General features: G+C 72.5%; 13 protein-coding genes. 6 read left to right on the top strand and 7 right to left on the bottom strand.

The window, feature by feature from the left end:
- Positions 1–157: 157 nt before the first annotated feature.
- Complete coding sequence (locus ACFY4A_RS41525) at positions 158–1,360, top strand: winged helix-turn-helix domain-containing protein (protein WP_390834501.1); 1,203 nt, start codon at positions 158–160, stop codon at positions 1,358–1,360.
- Between the two features lie 24 nt (positions 1,361–1,384).
- Here ACFY4A_RS41525 and ACFY4A_RS41530 read toward each other — a convergent pair whose 3' ends face one another.
- The 7 genes from ACFY4A_RS41530 to mtnA form a co-directional block, all read right to left on the bottom strand.
- On the bottom strand, positions 1,385–2,131 hold the full coding sequence (locus tag ACFY4A_RS41530; protein WP_390834502.1) for a response regulator: 747 nt from the start codon (positions 2,129–2,131) through the stop codon (positions 1,385–1,387).
- Positions 2,132–2,347: 216 nt separating this feature from the next.
- Positions 2,348–3,034 (bottom strand): ribosome hibernation-promoting factor, HPF/YfiA family, encoded by a 687-nt coding sequence (gene hpf / locus ACFY4A_RS41535; protein ID WP_390834503.1) that lies wholly within the window; start codon positions 3,032–3,034, stop codon positions 2,348–2,350.
- 315 nt (positions 3,035–3,349) lie between these two features.
- Positions 3,350–4,198 carry a ComF family protein gene (locus ACFY4A_RS41540; protein ID WP_390834504.1) on the bottom strand — a complete coding sequence of 283 codons (849 nt, stop codon included), beginning with the start codon at positions 4,196–4,198 and terminating at the stop codon, positions 3,350–3,352.
- A gap of 243 nt (positions 4,199–4,441) precedes the next feature.
- Positions 4,442–6,280 (bottom strand): LpqB family beta-propeller domain-containing protein, encoded by a 1,839-nt coding sequence (locus tag ACFY4A_RS41545; protein WP_390834505.1) that lies wholly within the window; start codon positions 6,278–6,280, stop codon positions 4,442–4,444.
- Positions 6,270–8,345 carry an MtrAB system histidine kinase MtrB gene (gene mtrB / locus ACFY4A_RS41550; RefSeq protein ID WP_390834506.1) on the bottom strand — a complete coding sequence of 692 codons (2,076 nt, stop codon included), beginning with the start codon at positions 8,343–8,345 and terminating at the stop codon, positions 6,270–6,272. The genes ACFY4A_RS41545 and mtrB overlap by 11 nt, the downstream gene beginning before the upstream one ends.
- Position 8,346: 1 nt before the next feature.
- Complete coding sequence (gene mtrA / locus ACFY4A_RS41555) at positions 8,347–9,036, bottom strand: two-component system response regulator MtrA (RefSeq protein ID WP_003975799.1); 690 nt, start codon at positions 9,034–9,036, stop codon at positions 8,347–8,349.
- A 113-nt stretch (positions 9,037–9,149) separates the two neighbouring features.
- On the bottom strand, positions 9,150–10,292 hold the full coding sequence (mtnA, locus tag ACFY4A_RS41560) for an S-methyl-5-thioribose-1-phosphate isomerase (RefSeq protein ID WP_390834507.1): 1,143 nt from the start codon (positions 10,290–10,292) through the stop codon (positions 9,150–9,152).
- Between the two features lie 140 nt (positions 10,293–10,432).
- Here mtnA and ACFY4A_RS41565 point away from each other — a divergent pair, with 140 nt between their 5' ends.
- The 5 genes from ACFY4A_RS41565 to ACFY4A_RS41585 are packed head-to-tail and all read left to right on the top strand — an operon-like array spanning position 10,433 to position 16,100.
- The gene (locus ACFY4A_RS41565; protein ID WP_390834508.1) at positions 10,433–11,824 is read left to right on the top strand and encodes a hypothetical protein; all 1,392 of its coding nucleotides are present in this window, start codon (positions 10,433–10,435) and stop codon (positions 11,822–11,824) included.
- A gap of 4 nt (positions 11,825–11,828) precedes the next feature.
- Entirely contained in the window at positions 11,829–12,608 is a 780-nt protein-coding gene (locus tag ACFY4A_RS41570; protein ID WP_390834509.1) for a DUF4129 domain-containing protein, read from the top strand.
- Positions 12,605–13,801 carry a DUF4350 domain-containing protein gene (locus ACFY4A_RS41575; RefSeq protein WP_390834510.1) on the top strand — a complete coding sequence of 399 codons (1,197 nt, stop codon included), beginning with the start codon at positions 12,605–12,607 and terminating at the stop codon, positions 13,799–13,801. The genes ACFY4A_RS41570 and ACFY4A_RS41575 overlap by 4 nt, the downstream gene beginning before the upstream one ends.
- Positions 13,801–14,790, top strand: coding sequence for an AAA family ATPase (locus ACFY4A_RS41580; protein ID WP_390834512.1), 990 nt, complete (start codon positions 13,801–13,803; stop codon positions 14,788–14,790). Before ACFY4A_RS41575 ends, ACFY4A_RS41580 begins: the two co-directional genes overlap by 1 nt.
- Positions 14,790–16,100: a DUF58 domain-containing protein gene (locus ACFY4A_RS41585; RefSeq protein ID WP_390834511.1), complete on the top strand. Its 1,311-nt coding sequence runs from the start codon at positions 14,790–14,792 to the stop codon at positions 16,098–16,100. Before ACFY4A_RS41580 ends, ACFY4A_RS41585 begins: the two co-directional genes overlap by 1 nt.
- Positions 16,101–16,253: the final 153 nt, after the last annotated feature.

A 16,253-nucleotide genomic window follows, 5' to 3' on the forward strand; every position in this document is an offset into this window, starting at 1 on the left:
TGTGGCAATCCACACCGAGCCAGAGGGCCCTCACCCATTTCAAGATCACACGTCAGTGATCGCTGTCACCAACCTCCGTGGACAGAACACCTAGGGCCTTTCGGCGAAAGCCCAGCTCAGCCCGCGTTGTCGGTGCCGCCCTCTATCGTGCGATGCCATGACCTCGCTCCCGCGTCCCACCACCGACCTCTCGGCGGACGAAGCCCGTCGCATCGCCCTGCGTGCCCAGGGTTTCCTCGGCGCACCCGACCGGCGGTCCGGTGTGCGCGGCGTCCTCCGGCACCTCGGCGCGGTCCAGCTCGACACCATCTCGGTGCTCGCCCGCTCCCACGAGCTCGTGCCCTACGCCCGCCTGGGCGCGGTCGGCCGCAAGGCCGTCGAGCGGGCCTACTGGACGGCCGCGTCCACCGGCGCGCCGACGGCGCGCCCGCACGCCTTCGAGTACTGGTCGCACGCCGCCTGCATCCTGCCCATCGAGGAATGGCCCCACTTCGCCTTCCGCCGCCGCGCCTACCGCAACCGCCCGCACTGGAACCACGAGCTGCCCGACGGGGCGTACGACCAGGTCGTCAAGCAGCTGTACGCCGAGGGCCCGCTGACGGCGACGGAGCTGGGCGGGGCCAAGAAGACCAGCGAGTGGTGGGACTGGTCGGGCGCCAAGGTCGCCGTCGAGCGTGCCCTGATGTACGGCGAGGTGGTCTGCGTGGAGCGCCGGGGCTGGAAGCGGGTGTACGACCTCGCCGAGCGTGCCGTCCCCGAGGAACTGCTGCACGACGAGCTGGACGACACCGAGTGCCTGCGCCGGCTGGTCCGCCTGGCCGGCCAGTCCCTGGGCGTGGGGACCCGCGCGGACATCGCGGACTACCACCGCCTCAAGGGCGACCAGGTCGACGCGGTGATCGGGGACTCCGGGCTGGTCCCGGTCACGGTCGAGGGCTGGGGCAAGCCGGCCTGGGCGGACCCGGAGGCGCTGGCGACACCCCCGCGCGGCCGCCACCGCACCACTCTGCTGTCCCCGTTCGACTCGCTGATCTGGGAGCGGGCGCGCACCGAGCGGATCTTCGGCTTCACCCACCGCCTGGAGGCCTACGTCCCCAAGCCCAAGCGGGTCCACGGCTACTTCGCGATGCCCGTGCTCGCCGGCGGCCGCCTCGTCGGCCGTGTGGACCCCTCCCGGGAGGGCCGCACCCTCGTGGCCAAGCAGGTCACCCTGGACGGCGTCCGCTTCGTACCCGCCGTCGCCCAGGCGCTCGTCGAGGCGGCGAGCTGGGTGGACTGCACGGACGTACGCGTGGAACGGGTGGAAGCGCCCGAGCTGCGCGAGCCCCTCGTACGGGAGCTCTCCCGCGCCGTCGGCTGACCTCCCCGGCAGCCCTGCCGGGCCCTACCGGATCTCGAGGATCTTCTCCCGCATCGCGTAGACCACCGCCTCCATCCTGGAGTGCAGCTGGAGCTTCTCCAGGATGTTGCGGACGTGGTTCTTCACGGTGTTCTCGGAGATGAACAGCTCCTTGGCGATGTCCTTGTTGTTCATCCCCGTGGCGACGAGCTTGAGGACCTCCAGCTCACGGTCGGTCAGCCGGGGGGCGGGGACGAGGCGACGCTCGTCGGTCCGCTGGATCATCGACTTGAACTCGGTGAGCAGCTTCGACGCCATGGAGGGGCTGATCTGCGACTGCCCGTCGGCCACGGCGCGGATGGCGGTGGCCACCTCGTCCGTGGAGATCTCCTTGAGGAGGTAGCCGGTGGCGCCGGCCTTGATCGCCTCGTAGAGGTCGGCCTCCTCGTCGCTGATCGTCAGCATGATGATCTTGGCGCTGGGCACGACCTCCTTGATGGACGTGCACGCCTCGATCCCGCCGCGCTTGGGCATGCGGACGTCCATCAGCACGATGTCGGGCAGCAGGTCGGCGGCCTTGTCTACGGCTTCGGCCCCGTCGCCCGCCTCGCCGACCACCTGGATGTCCTCCTCGGCGGCGAGCACGATCTCCAGGCCGCGGCGGAAGAGGGCGTGATCGTCCACGACAAGGACTCTGATCGGCTCCTTGCGCGCAGTGCCCGCCTGCGGTCCCACGCCGACAACGCCACCGTCGGCGTCCTCGACCCGCATCGGTCCGAAGCTGTCCGCCATCGTTGTTCCTCCCCCTGAGGCTGTGGCCCGGTCTGTGGTGCGGTGGCCAACCCAAGGCAACGGCCCATCGGTTGGGCCGTTGCGGCCATGATTCCATGCCCGGCCGACACTGCGGTGACCAAGGGACGCGTGAAGGGGGCGCACACCGGTGCCCCTGGGGGCGCACACCACGCTCCAGGGGCACCGTCGCAGCTGTTGTTGTCGGCCGGGGTGGGCTCAACCGCCCAGTGTGCCGCCCGCCTCGGGCGCCTGAGTGACCATCGTGTCCGTCCTGAGGTGGATCACTCCGTAGTCATAGGCATGCCGCCGGTAGACGACGCTGGGTTCCTTGGTCTCGGAGTCGACGAAGAGATAGAAGTCGTGCCCGACCAGTTCCATCTCGTAGAGGGCCTGGTCGAGGGTCATCGGGGAGGCGACGTGGGTCTTCTCACGGACGACGAGGGGTCCGTCCCCCTGCACCTCCAGCGAGCCGACCTTCTTGGTGGGCACCTGGCCCGCGTCAGCTTCCGTCACGGTCAGACCGCTGCCGTTCAGCGTCGCCGCACCGGGGACGTGGTCCGGGACCTCGGCGGCCGAGATCCGGCGTGCGCCACGCCGCGAGAAACGCTTGTCGTGCTGCTTGCGCAGCCGGGCACCGAGCTTCTCCGCCGCCAGGTCGAGCGCGGCGTACGGATCGCTGGCCGCTGCCTCCGCCCGGATCACCGGACCGCGGGAGCGGAGGGTGATCTCCACCCGGTCGCAGCGGTCGGCCTGTCGGGGGTTGGGCTCCTTGGACACCTCGACGTCGAGGCTGATCACCTTGCCATCGAGCTTCTGGATCTTCTCCAGGTTCAGCTTGTCGGCCACGTGCTTGCGGAACCGCTCGGGCACCTCGGTCTTGCGGCCCTTGACGACGATGTCCACGCAGAACTCCGTTCCCGGATCGCTCCGCTCCGACGGCGGAGCATCTCCCTTGTGCACCCGGTTCCGGTGAGCTCCGGAACCTCGGACTCGGTGACGTCCACCTCCTCCTCCCCCGCGGGCGAGATCTCCACCCGGCCGGTACGGGTGATAGCGGAAACCCGCAACACGGCATTGGCATGTGACAGGGATGGCCTGCGCCTTTCCCTCACAACCCGAACATATCTCGCCCGGACGGATGACGTCACCCTCTACTGCGGCGTACCTCCGTTCAGGTGAATTGACCCGCTCATTACCTGCAACGATGCAAGTTCTCAGTCAGTTCCGGTCTATTCCGAAGGAACCCGGAGAGGCCGCGACGACCGCCGCACAGACCACATCACCGGCGCCGTGCACTCCCGCCATTTCCGGTGTGCCACACATCGAGTTCCCCTCCTTCCGCCTTGATCCCGACTTCCGTTTCCTCATCCCTTCCCGGCCCCGCGCCGTGTACACGGCCGTCGTCACCGCTCGCGCCGCCTCCGTCAACGAGGCCCCCGTCGTCATGACGTCGTCGACCAGCACCACCGGACCGCTCAGCAGCAGCCGCGCACCGCCCGCGGCCACCTCCAGCGCACCGGCGAGGTTCTCCAGCCGCTGCCGGGAGGTCAGCCCCGACTGGTCCGCCACTTCGCGCCGCTGGCGCAGCACCGCCAGGGCCCGGGCCGGCGTCCCGGACCGCCGCAGGCCACCGGCCGCCGCGAGCGCGATCCGCCGCGCGGGATCGTGCCCCCGCGCCCGCACCGCCCGCCGCGCGGACGGCACGGGGACGAGCAGCACGGCCCGACCGGCCGCCCCGGCTCCCGCTCCTGTTGCGCCCGCTCCCGCCGCGGTCGCCCGCAGCCCGGCCCGTACCGCACCCGCGAGCGCCGTGCCCAGCGGGCGCGCGAGAGCCAGTGCGCCCCGTTCCTTGTGGGCGAGCAGGGCCGCCCGCGCCGCGTCCGCGTACGGCGCCGCCGCGTACACCGCCGGCAGTCCGGACGGCTCCGGCACCGGTCGCACCCGGCGCGGTGCGCCGTGGCTCAGGGCGGCACGGCACCGAGGACAGAGCACCGTGCGAGGCCTGCCACAACCTCCGCACTCGGTCGGCAGCACCAGGTCGGTGAGGTCCTGCCACCACCCGTGCATGCCTTCCACTGTGCCGACGGCGCACCGTCCCGGCCAGCCCTGTGGACAACTCCCTGTGGACAACTCCGGCCACCGCGACCGGGGCTTCCCTCACACGGGCGACCCAGGGATGCCTCGGCCCGGTCGGGACCGACGGGGCTCAGCCCGGTCGGGACGGAAGGGCGCTGAGCCCGGTGGGCACAGAAGGGCGCTCAGCCCGGTGGGCACAGAAGGGCGCTCAGCCCAGTGGGGACGGAAGGGCGCTCAGCCCGGGTAGACGGGCGCCAACCCGTCCTTGGTCACCTTCTGCCACTGCGCCCCGGACGGCAGCTGGACGATCCCGTCCTCCGAGGAGTACGCCACCAACGGCAACTGTTCGTCCTCGGTCGCGGCGATCGACTGCACGCCCGTGAGCGCGGCCGGCGGCGGGCCCTCCGGCGTGGAGCCGTCGACCTGGACGTACCGCATCGTCTGCACGCCCCCCTCCTCCCGTCCGGCGACAACGAGCCGGCTGTCGCCGGCCCACGACATGGCTGTGACGTCCTCCAGCTCCGGAGCCGCCGAACGCAGTTCGAGCACTGACACCACCGGCCGGTCCCCGGCCTTCTCGTCACGTTCGATCCGCCCGATGAGCAGGGACTTGCTGCCGTTCTCCGCCTTTACGACCAGGGCGATCCGCACTCCGTCGGCGGCCACCCGCACCGCGTCGACGCGCCCCTTCAGCCCGGGGACCCGCACGTCGAGCGGCTCGCCCTCCCCCTGCTCCAGCAGCACCAGCCGCGGCCGGGCGGGATCGCGGTCGGCCACCCACAGGTCACCGCGCGCGTCCCAGCTCGGTGCCGTCAGCCGGTCGCCCTCCGCCTTGCCCTGGCTCACCAGCACCGGCGCGTCGAGCGCGCCGCCCGCCACGAGCGAGCCAACGAACAGCGACTTGCCGTCGTAGCCGACTCCGGCCGCGGTGTGCTCGTCCCACGACACCGCCGCAGCGCTGAGCTTCTGGACTCCCTCGCCCAGCGCCCCCGGCACGGGTTCGGCGACCGCGGCGGTGCCGCCGTCGGCGATCCGCACCAGCCGCCGCTTGTCGTCGACGAAGTACAGGTAGTCGGGCTGCTTCACCGACCCGCGCGTGGCGACGGTCTCGGTCTGGTCCTCCTTGAGCGAGCACAGGGTGCCGCCGTCGGTGCGCTGGAGCGTGACGGTGTCCACGGTGGGTGTCAGGTTCTGCAGCGTGAACAGCAGCTGGGTCGCCATCTCCCGGCACTTCTCGCGCCCGACCCCGGAGGCCTTCCCGTTCAGCGGCACCGTCAGCCGGTTCTGGTCGTCGGGCGCCAGCGAGGCGACCCCGCGGCGCAGCGCCGTCCCGGCCGGGAAGCTCGAACTGACCGCCGACTCGAGCCAGCGCGTGGGCCCGCTCAGCAGGGAGCGCACCACCTGCGTCATCGCGTCCACGCGCCGGCGCACGAAGACGGGATCGGCGACAGCGGTCGCCGACGTCACCGAGTTCGCCCAAGTGTCGGAGGCGAAGTAGTACTTGTTGACGGACGTGTAGTTGCGCTGGAAGTCCGACTGGCCCATGACGACGCCCTGTGGCAGCACGTCGATGCGCCACTGCCCGCTCTTCTTGTCCCGCGTCAGATGAACCGGCTGGCTGTAGCCGCCGACCATCGGCGTGTACGACTGCTGTGCGTCCACCCGGGCCACCTTGGTGCCGGTCAGGGTGAACGCGTAGTCGTCGCCGCTGTCGTGTCCCGTGGTGCGGTCGACCTGGATGTCCGGGCCGCCCGCGAGCACGGTCGTGGACTGCTCCGGCCGCCAGTGCCCCGAGGCCGTCCCCGTCAGGTACTGACGCGCCGTCGCATACTGCGGATCGTCGCTGGTCAGTGCCTCCAGGAAGCCCTGCACGATCTCCGCGGGCGGGGCGTCCTCCCGGGGCGGCATGGCGAACACCCGCAGCTGGCTGTCCTGGCGCGGGGTGGACTCCACGTCCCGCAGATCCCCGCTGTCCGGCATCGATGCGCACCCAGCCAGCAGCAGGACCCCGGAAGCGGCGTACGCCACCGCGCGCACCGGCCGCCGTACGCCCCCCACGCGGTCAGCGCCCACGAAATGCCTCCCCTTGCTGTGTCACGTCCCGCGGCCCGGCTTCCTCCGCAGCCGCGGCGTCCACCGGCCCGTCCCCCGCCGCGTCCACGGCGGACACCGTCTCCTGCCGTCGCCCGCCCGTGGCCGGCCGGGGCACCACACGCGCGCCGTTGCCGGGCAGCGCCGTCGGATCGGCCGCAGGGGCCGGCACCGCCGACCGGGACGCGATCGGGTCCCGCGACGACGCCATCCGCTCACCCGTCGCCTGCACCGGCACGGTGGCACGCTTCCCGCTCGGCAGACCGGCGTCGTCGAGCCCGCGGTTGCGGCGCGAGTCCTTCGGTTCCAGCGGTACGGGCGAGCCCCGCAGCGGCTCGTCCGCGGTCCTGGGCAGGGTCAGCCGGAACTGCGAGCCGCCGCCCGGCTCGCCCCACGCCTGAAGCCAGCCGCCGTGCAGCCGGGCGTCCTCCAGAGCGATCGACAGCCCCAGGCCGGTACCGCCCGTGGTGCGGGCGCGCGCCGGATCCGCCCGCCAGAACCGGCTGAACACGCGGGTCGCCTCGCCCGGCTTGAGCCCGACGCCGTAGTCGCGCACCGCGACCGCGACCGCGCCGCCCGCCGCGGCGAGCTTGACGACGACGTCCCTGCCCTCGCCGTGCTCCACGGCGTTGACGACCAGGTTGCGCAGGATGCGCTCCACACGCCGGGTGTCGGCCTCCGCCACGATCGGCTGCTGGTCGCCGACGACCCGAATCCGTGTTCCTTTGCGCTCGGCGAGCGGCTCCGCGCCGCTGACGACCCGGTGCACGACCTCCCTGAGGTCGATCGCTTCGGCCTCCAGCGCAGCCGCGCCCGCGTCGAAACGGCTGATCTCCAGCAGGTCCGCGAGCAGCGACTCGAACCGGTCGAGCTGGTCGGCGAGCAGTTCCGCCGAGCGGGCGGTGACCGGGTCGAAGTCCTCGCGCGCCTCATGGATGACATCGGCGGCCATCCGCACGGTCGTCAACGGTGTGCGCAGCTCGTGCGAGACGTCGGAGACGAACCGGCGCTGCATCCGCGACAGCTCCTCCAACTGCTGGATCTTCAGCTGAAGGTTCTGCGCCATCTTGTTGAAGGCCTCGCCGAGCCGCGCGATGTCGTCCTCACCGGTGACCTTCATCCGCTCCTGGAGCCGCCCGGCCGACAGCCGCTCGGCGATCCCGGCCGCCATCCGCACCGGCGTGACGACCTGCCGCACCACCAGCCAGGCGATGGCTCCGAGGAGTACGACGACGAAGAGACCGGCCGTCGCCAGCGTGCCCTTGACCAGGCTCAGCGACTTCTCCTCCTGGGTGAGCGGGAAGAGGTAGTACAGCTGGTACGGATCCCCGTTGGGGTCGTTGACCTGCTTGCCGATGACCAGCGCGGGCTGGGAGCCCTTGTCACCGCCCTGGTAGACGATGCGGGCGTAACTCTGCGCGGCCACCATGCCGTTGTTGATCCGGGCGCGCAGCTCCTCCGGAACGCTCGCCGTCGGATCCACACCGCCGGAGGCACGCGGACCGCGCCCGCCACCGCTGTCGTCGCCGGCGGGCAGCGTGACCACGTCGAAGGCACCCTGGCCGCCGCTGGACAGCGACGAGACCAGGTCGCTCATCCACTGGATGACGTTCTGCGAGGAGTGGCCGTCCGTGGCCGAGGCGTCGTCGCCGGTGCGGGTCGCAGCCTCGTCGGCCCGCTGCTTGGCCGCCGCGAAACCGCCGGTGGCCTGGCTCTGCGAGGCCTTCACCTTGGCGTCGAGCAGTCCGTTGCGCACCTGGCCGATGACGACGAAACCCAGCAGCAGGACGACGCCCAGCGACATCAGCAGGGTGGTGGCGACGACCCTGAGCTGGATGTTGCGCCGCCACAGCCGCATCACGGGCAGCAACGGCCGGCGCACCCAGCGCAGGAAGAGACGCAGGACCGGGCTCCCCTGGACGCCGCCGTGCAGCAGCCCGCCCTCCAGGAGGCGTCCCCAGCGGGAGCCGGCGGTCGTCCGGCCGACAGCCCGCCCCGCGCGGGCCCCGGTTCCCCCGGGCGCCGAAGCGGCGCTGTCCCCCGACACGTCAGCTCGGTCCGGCCTTGTATCCGACACCGCGGACGGTCACCACGATCTCCGGCTTCTCCGGGTCCTTCTCGACCTTGGAGCGCAGCCGCTGGACGTGCACGTTCACCAGACGGGTGTCGGCCGCGTGCCGGTACCCCCATACCTGCTCAAGCAGCACCTCGCGGGTGAACACCTGCCACGGCTTGCGGGCCAGGGCGACCAGCAGGTCGAACTCCAGCGGCGTCAGCGCGATCGACTGCCCGTCCCGCTTCACGGAGTGCCCCGCGACATCGATGACGAGGTCTCCTATGGCGAGCTGCTCCGGCGCGGGCTCCTCCGACCTGCGCAACCGCGCCCGGATACGGGCCACGAGCTCCTTCGGCTTGAACGGCTTCACGATGTAGTCGTCGGCGCCGGACTCCAGGCCGACGACGACGTCCACGGTGTCGCTCTTGGCCGTCAGCATCACGATCGGCACTCCGGACTCCGCCCTGATCAGGCGGCACACCTCGATGCCGTCGCGGCCGGGCAGCATCAGGTCGAGCAGGACCAGATCGGGTTTGGTCTCCCGGAAAGCGGCGAGCGCCTTGTCGCCGTCGGCCACGAAAGACGGCTCGAAACCTTCACCACGCAGCACGATCCCGAGCATCTCGGCCAGTGCGGTGTCGTCGTCGACGACAAGGACTCGTCCCTTCATAAACGACATCATCCCATTCTCGTAACGGTGGCGAAGATCCAGGTGAGGGAGCTCACTGGCCAGTGACGATAGTCGTACGGAACCGTCACTGTCTGCCTCCGGCCCGAGAACGGGGGTGCCGGTGCTCAGTCGGTCTTGGTCCCCCGCGACCTGGCGCACAGTTCTGCCAGGCCCTTGGCGGTCACCGGCGAGACGGCGCCCTCCTCGGTGACGATCGCCGTCACCAGCTCCGGCGGGGTCACGTCGAACGCCGGGTTGTAGGCCTGGGTGCCCAGCGGCGCGACCGGGAGACCGCCGCCGGCTCCCGTGACCGGGACCTGGGGCGCGATGAACTCGGTCACCTCGTAGCCCGGCCGCTGCTCGACCTCGATCGCCGTACCGTCCGGGGTCGCCGGGTCCACCGTCGTCACCGGCGCCACCACGACGAACGGCACGTGGTGGTAGCGCGCGAGCACCGCGAGCGGATAGCTGCCCACCTTGTTCGCCACTGAGCCGTCGGCGGCGATGCGGTCCGCGCCGACCAGCACGGCGTCCACCTCACCGGCCGCGAACAGCGAGCCCGCCGCGTTGTCGGTGAGCAGGGTGTACGACATGTCGTTGCGGGCCGCCTCGTACGCCGTCAGACGGGCACCCTGGAGCAACGGCCGGGTCTCGTCCACCCACAGCCGCCGCAGCCGTCCCGCGCGATGCGCCGCGAGCGCCACCGCGAACGCCGTGCCCTCCCCGCCCGACACCAGCGACCCGGTGTTGCAGTGGGTGAGGACGCGGTGCCCGCCGCCGGGCAGCAGCTCGTCCAGCAGCGCCAGCCCGTGCTCGGCCATCCGCGCGCTGGCGCGGGCGTCCTCCTGGTGCAGCTGCCGCGCCGCGGCCAGCGCCGCCGAGGCGGCCTGCCCGGGGTCTCCGGTCCTGGCGAGCGCCGCCTGATGGGCGGACAGCGCCCGGTGCACGCCGACGGAGAGGTTCACGGCCGTGGGCCGGGCCGCCGCCAGCGCGGTCGCGGCCTCGTCCACGTCGAAGCCGCGCGCGGCGGCGAGCGCGACGCCGTACGCTCCGGCGATGCCGAGCAGCGGCGCCCCGCGCACGGCCAGCGACCGGATCGCCTCCACCAGCGCGGGAGCGTCCGTGCACACCAGCTCGACCTCCTCGGCGGGAAGCCTGGTCTGGTCGAGGAGGACCAGCACCGGGCCCTCGGGCGGCTCTTCCCAGCGGATCGCCGAGGTACCGACCGTCCGGTCGTCCTCGCGGGTCTGCGCGTACTGATCAGCCATGTCGTCAGTCTGCCCCGTATCCGGCGGACAATTGAAGGTACGCAGCCGCCACCACCGCCGGTCGCCCGAAGACCACCCCATGGCACGATGGCTGGCAACCTGCCGCCGCGTCGGCGGACGGGCACCGTGAAGGAGCGACGATGACAGACACTCCGGGCTGGGCCTCGCCCGGATCCGCCCCGTCCGACGGGCAGGGGGCAGGCACGTCCGGACCTGCCGACGCCGCCGGCCGCCCCGACCCCGCGGCCCCCGCGGACCAGTCGGGCGAGCAGCCGCAGGGCCCCGGCGTGAAGTGGTCCAAGGAGCAGCCGCCGCCGGGCCAGTGGTCCGCACCCACGGGAGCCCCGGCCCCCGGCCAGGCACCTCCGCCACCCGCCGGCCCCGGCTGGGGCGGCGGACAGCCCCCGGCCGGCTACGGCCCTGGTGGTTACGCCCCCGGTGGCTACGGCGGCCCTGGTTACGGCGGTCCCGGTGGCCACGGCGCTCCCGGTTACGGTGGCCCCGGTGGCCACGGCGCCTGGGGTGTCGGCTGGGGCGGCCCGCCCCCCGCGGCCAAGCCCGGCGTGATCCCGCTGCGCCCGCTGGGCGTGGGCGAGATCCTCGACGGCACGGTGTCCACCATGCGCACCCACTGGCGCACCGTCCTGGGCATCACGCTGGTCGTCGCGGTCTTCGCCCAGATCATCGTCATCCTGCTGCAACGCCTGGTCATCGACAGCAGCACGAGCAGCCAGGTCCTCAGCGACCCGAACGCCACCCCCGGCGAGGTCGGCCGCGCCATGGGCGACGCCATGCTCGGCTCCGGCGCCGTCCTCATCGTCTCCTTGGTCGCCACCGTCATCGCCACCGCGCTGCTCACGACAGTCACCAGCCGTGCGGTCCTCGGCAAGCCGGTCACCACCGCAGAGGCCTGGCTGGACGCCCGCCCCCAGGTGCTCAAGCTGTTCGGGCTGGTCTTTCTGCTGCTGCTCATCTGCCTCGGCGTCATCGCGGTCGGCGCGCTGCCCGGCATCATCGTCGCCACCACGGGGTCGCCCCTGGGCGGCATAGCACTGGCCGTCCTGGGCGGCCTGGTCGCCTGCGTACCCGCCCTGTGGCTGGCGGTCCGCTTCTCGCTCGCCTCGCCCGCCCTGATGCTGGAGAAGCAGGGCATCGCCAAGTCGATGGGCCGCTCCGCCAGGCTGATCCGCGGCTCCTGGTGGCGCGTCTTCGGCATCCAGCTGCTGGCGGGGCTCATCGCGGGCCTCGTCTCCGCGGTCATCGCCATTCCCTTCCTCACCCTCGCCCTGATCTTCGGCGGGGGCGGCATGTCCGCCCTCCTCAGCGGCACCCCGAACGTCGGCTGGGCCTACCTGATCATCACCGGGATCGGGGCCGTGATCGGCTCCACGGTCACCTTCCCGATCACGGCCGGCGTCACCGTGCTGCTCTACATCGACCAGCGCATCCGCCGCGAGGCCCTCGACCTCGATCTGGCCCGGGCCGCGGGCATCCAGGGCTACGGCTCCGACGCACCAGCCTCCGGGAGCTGATGCCGTGAGCCTGGCGGGGGGAGTTCTCACAGCACTGCCGGCGTTCCCACGCGCCGTGGACAAAGCCCTGCGGACGGCGTTGCACGCCCGCGGCGCGGTCCTGACACAGTCGCGGGCGGGAGCCGAGCCACCGGTGACCGTCCCGCGTGACCCGGCGCGGGAGGCGGCCCGGCGCGAGCTGTCCAAGCCGATGTACCACGAGCACGACCCGGGCCTGCTGCAACGCGCCCTGAACGCCTTCTGGAACTGGCTCGGCAAACTGTTCGACTCCGCCTCGGTCGCCACCCCGGGCGGGAGCGTCGGACTGGTCGTCGTCATCGTGGCCGTCCTCGCCGTGCTCGGGGCCCTGTGGTGGCGCCTCGGTACCCCGCGCCGCGAACCCCCTTCCTCCGCCACCCTGTTCGACGACCGCCCCCGCAGCGCCGCCGAACACCGCGCCACCGCCGAGGCGCACGCCGCCCAGGGCCACTGGAACCAGGCCGTCCAGGAACGCATGCGCGCCATCGTCCGCTCCTTGGAGGAACGAGCCCTGCTCGACGTACGCCCCGGCCGCACCGCCGACGAGGCCGCCGCCGAGGCCGGCCGAGCCCTCCCCGCGCACACCGACCGGCTGCGCGCCGCCGCCCGGGACTTCGACGACGTCACATACGGCGGCCGCAGGGCAACCGAAGCGGCGTACCACCGCATCGCCGAACTCGACCGCGACCTGGAACGCACCAGGCCCCAGCTCGCCGGCACCGGCCACGGCACGGCCCCGGCCGGGCACCAGGGAGCCGCCGGATGACCATCGAGGCCACGCTCCCGTCCACCTCGGTCTCCCGCACCGGCCGCCAGGTGTGGACCCGCACGCGCGGGATCCTGCTCGCCCTCGTCCTCCTCCTCGCCGCCGCCGTCGCAATCGCCACGGTCCAGTCGGGCGCCCAGCACGGCCGCCTGGACCCGCGCTCCGCCGACCCCTACGGCAGCCGCGCCATCGCCACGCTCCTCGCCGACCACGGCGTGTCCACACGCGTGGTCACCACCCTCGACCCGGCACGCGCCGCCGCCGGCCCCGACACCACCCTGCTGGTCGCCGTCCCCGACCTGCTGACGGACGGACAGCAGTCCCGGCTGCGCACCACGATCGACGCCTCCGGCGGACGCACCGTCCTCGTCGCCCCCGACTTTCCCTCCGTCAACGGCCTGGCCCCCGGCGTCACCGCCGCTCGCACGCCCAGCTTCGACACCACTCTCTCCCCAAGCTGCTCCCTGCCCGCCGCCCGCCGCGCGAGCACCGCGGACACCGGCGGCGGAATCCGCTACTCCACCAACGTCACAACCGCCGACGCCTGCTACCCCAGCGACGGCCTGCCCACCCTGCTGCGCATCCCGCGGACCACCGAGGGCGGCGACACCGTCGTCCTCGGCACCCCCGACATCCTCTACAACAACCGCCTCGCCAAGCAGGGCAACGCCTCCCTCGCCCTGCAGCTCCTCGGCTCCCGCCCCCATCTGGTCTGGTACCTCCCCTCGCTCTCCGACGCGTCGGCCCCCGACACCGGCAACCGCGGCTTCTTCGATCTGCTCCCCTCGGGCTGGGTCTGGGGCACCCTGCAACTCTTCATCGCCGCGGCCCTGACCGCCCTGTGGCGGGCACGCCGGCTCGGCCCCCTCGTCCCCGAAAAACTCCCCGTGGCGATCCGCGCCTCCGAAACCGTCGAGGGCCGCGCCCGCCTCTACCGCAAGGCGAACGCCCGCGACCGCGCCGCCACCGCTCTTCGCTCCACCACACGCACCCGCCTGGCCCCCCTCGTCGGCATCCCCGTCACCCAGGCGCACACGCCCGAGGCCCTGCTCCCCGCCCTGTCCGCCCACCTCCACGGCGAGGGACGTTCCCTGCACGACCTGCTCTTCGGCCCGCCGCCCGGCGACGACGCGGCCCTCGTATCCCTCGCCGACCGACTCGACGCCCTCGAAAGAGAGGTACGCAGTCCATGATGGACCCGACCACTGACAACGCCGGGCGCTCCGGGGACACGGGCCACGCCCGGTCCTCCCTGGAAGCCCTGCGCGCCGAGATCGCCAAGGCCGTGGTCGGCCAGGATCCCGCCGTGACCGGCCTCGTCGTCGCCCTCCTCTGCCGCGGACACGTCCTCCTCGAGGGAGTCCCCGGAGTGGCGAAGACCCTGCTCGTCCGCACGCTCGCCGCCGCGCTCGACATCGACACCAAGCGCGTCCAGTTCACCCCCGACCTGATGCCGAGCGACGTGACCGGCTCATTGGTCTACGACACCCGCACCGCCGAGTTCTCCTTCCAGCCCGGCCCGGTCTTCACCAACCTCCTCCTCGCCGACGAGATCAACCGCACCCCGCCCAAGACCCAGTCGTCGCTGCTGGAGGCCATGGAGGAGCGCCAGGTCACCGTCGACGGCACCCCGCGCCCGCTCCCCGAGCCCTTCCTCGTCGTCGCGACCCAGAACCCGGTCGAGTACGAGGGCACCTACCCCCTCCCCGAGGCCCAACTGGACCGCTTCCTGCTCAAGCTGACCATCCCGCTGCCCTCCCGCCAGGACGAGATCGACGTCCTCACCCGCCACGCCGAGGGCTTCAACCCGCGCGACCTGCGCGCCGCCGGCGTACGCCCGGTGGCCGGTCGCGCCGACCTGGACGCGGCCCGCGCCGCGATCGCCAAGACGACCGTCTCCCCCGAGATCACGGCCTACGTCGTCGACATCTGCCGGGCGACCCGTGAATCACCGTCCCTGGCCCTCGGCGTCTCCCCGCGCGGAGCGACGGCACTGCTGTCGACATCCCGCGCGTGGGCCTGGCTGACCGGCCGCGACTACGTCATCCCCGACGACGTCAAGGCACTGGCCCTGTCCACCCTGCGCCACCGTGTACAGCTGCGCCCGGAGGCCGAGATGGAAGGCGTGACCCCCGATTCGGTGATCAACGCGATCCTCGCTCACGTGCCGGTCCCCCGCTGATGGCCCTCACCGGACGCGCCGCACTCCTCGCGGCCCTCGGCTCCCTCCCCGTCGGCATCTGGGACCCTGGCTGGACGGGCATCCTCGCCGTGAACGCGCCCTTGGCCGTGGCCTGCGCCTGCGACTACGCCCTGGCGGCGCCGGTGCGTCGGCTCGGCCTGACCCGCTCCGGGGACACCTCCGTGCGCCTGGGCGACAGCGCCGACGTCACCCTCACGGTCACCAACCCCTCGCGCCGCCTGCTGCGGGCCCGGCTACGTGACGCCTGGCCTCCCAGCAGCTGGCGGCCGGGCACCGAGGTGGCGGCGTCCCGGCATCGCCTGACCGTGCCGCCCGGCGAACGCCGCCGTGTCACCACGCGCCTGCGCCCCACTCGCCGCGGCGACCGCAAGGCGGACCGCGTGACCATCCGCTCCTACGGCCCCCTCGGGCTCTTCGCCCGCCAGGGCACCCACAAGGTTCCCTGGACGGTACGCGTGCTGCCCCCGTTCACCAGCCGCAAGCACCTGCCCTCGAAGCTCGCCCGGCTGCGGGAGCTCGACGGCCGCACCAGTGTGCTCATCCGCGGCGAGGGAACGGAGTTCGACAGCCTGCGCGAGTACGTCCCCGGCGACGACACCCGCTCCATCGACTGGCGCGCCACGGCCCGCCAGTCCGCGGTCGCCGTCCGCACCTGGCGCCCCGAACGCGACCGGCACATCCTGCTCGTCCTGGACACCGGCCGCACCTCCGCGGGCCGCGTGGGCGACGCCCCGCGCCTGGACGCCTCCATGGACGCCGCCCTGCTCCTCGCGGCCCTCGCCTCCCGCGCCGGCGACCGCGTCGACCTGCTGGCCTACGACCGCCGGGTTCGCGCCCTCGTCCAGGGCCGCTCCGCGGGAGATGTCCTGCCGTCCCTGGTCGACGCCCTGGCGGCACTGGAACCCGAACTCGTCGAGACGGACGCCCGGGGCCTTGCGGCCACAGCCCTGCGTACGGCACCGCGCCGCTCACTGATCGTGTTGCTGACCAGCCTGGACGCGGCGCCCGTCGAGGAGGGCCTGCTGCCCGTGCTCCCTCAACTCACCCAGCGCCATACGGTCCTGGTGGCCTCGGTGGCGGATCCGCTGGTGACACGGATGGCCGCGTCCCGTGGAACCGTGGACGCGGTCTATGAAGCCGCCGCCGCGGCCCAGGCCCAGACCGAACGCCACCGCACCGCCCAGCAACTCCGCCGCTGCGGTGTCACCGTCGTCGACGCCACCCCGGACGATTTGGCGCCGGCGCTGGCGGACGCGTATCTGGCACTGAAGGCAGCGGGGAGGCTTTGAAAGACGGAGGGCTGGGGCGCGGAGGACGGGGGCGTGAGCCTCCAGGTGGTGAACGCAGAAACCCCCGTGCCGAATGGCACGGGGGTTTTCTCACAATTTGTTCGGCGGCGTCCTACTCTCCCACAGGGTCCCCCCTGCAGTACCATCGGCGCT

This window comes from Streptomyces sp. NPDC001292, from assembly GCF_042896465.1.
GTDB lineage: Bacteria > Actinomycetota > Actinomycetes > Streptomycetales > Streptomycetaceae > Streptomyces.

Excerpts from the sequence above, each read along its gene's own strand:
- ACFY4A_RS41525 (WP_390834501.1), top strand. The coding sequence starts at position 158 with ATGACCTCGCTCCCGCGTCCCACCACCGACCTCTCGGCGGACGAAGCC.
- ACFY4A_RS41530 (WP_390834502.1), bottom strand. The coding sequence starts at position 2,131 with ATGGCGGACAGCTTCGGACCGATGCGGGTCGAGGACGCCGACGGTGGC.
- ACFY4A_RS41540 (WP_390834504.1), bottom strand. The coding sequence starts at position 4,198 with ATGCACGGGTGGTGGCAGGACCTCACCGACCTGGTGCTGCCGACCGAG.
- mtrA (WP_003975799.1), bottom strand. The coding sequence starts at position 9,036 with ATGATGTCGTTTATGAAGGGACGAGTCCTTGTCGTCGACGACGACACC.
- mtnA (WP_390834507.1), bottom strand. The coding sequence starts at position 10,292 with ATGGCTGATCAGTACGCGCAGACCCGCGAGGACGACCGGACGGTCGGT.
- ACFY4A_RS41565 (WP_390834508.1), top strand. The coding sequence starts at position 10,433 with ATGACAGACACTCCGGGCTGGGCCTCGCCCGGATCCGCCCCGTCCGAC.
- ACFY4A_RS41575 (WP_390834510.1), top strand. The coding sequence starts at position 12,605 with ATGACCATCGAGGCCACGCTCCCGTCCACCTCGGTCTCCCGCACCGGC.
- ACFY4A_RS41580 (WP_390834512.1), top strand. The coding sequence starts at position 13,801 with ATGGACCCGACCACTGACAACGCCGGGCGCTCCGGGGACACGGGCCAC.
- ACFY4A_RS41585 (WP_390834511.1), top strand. The coding sequence starts at position 14,790 with ATGGCCCTCACCGGACGCGCCGCACTCCTCGCGGCCCTCGGCTCCCTC.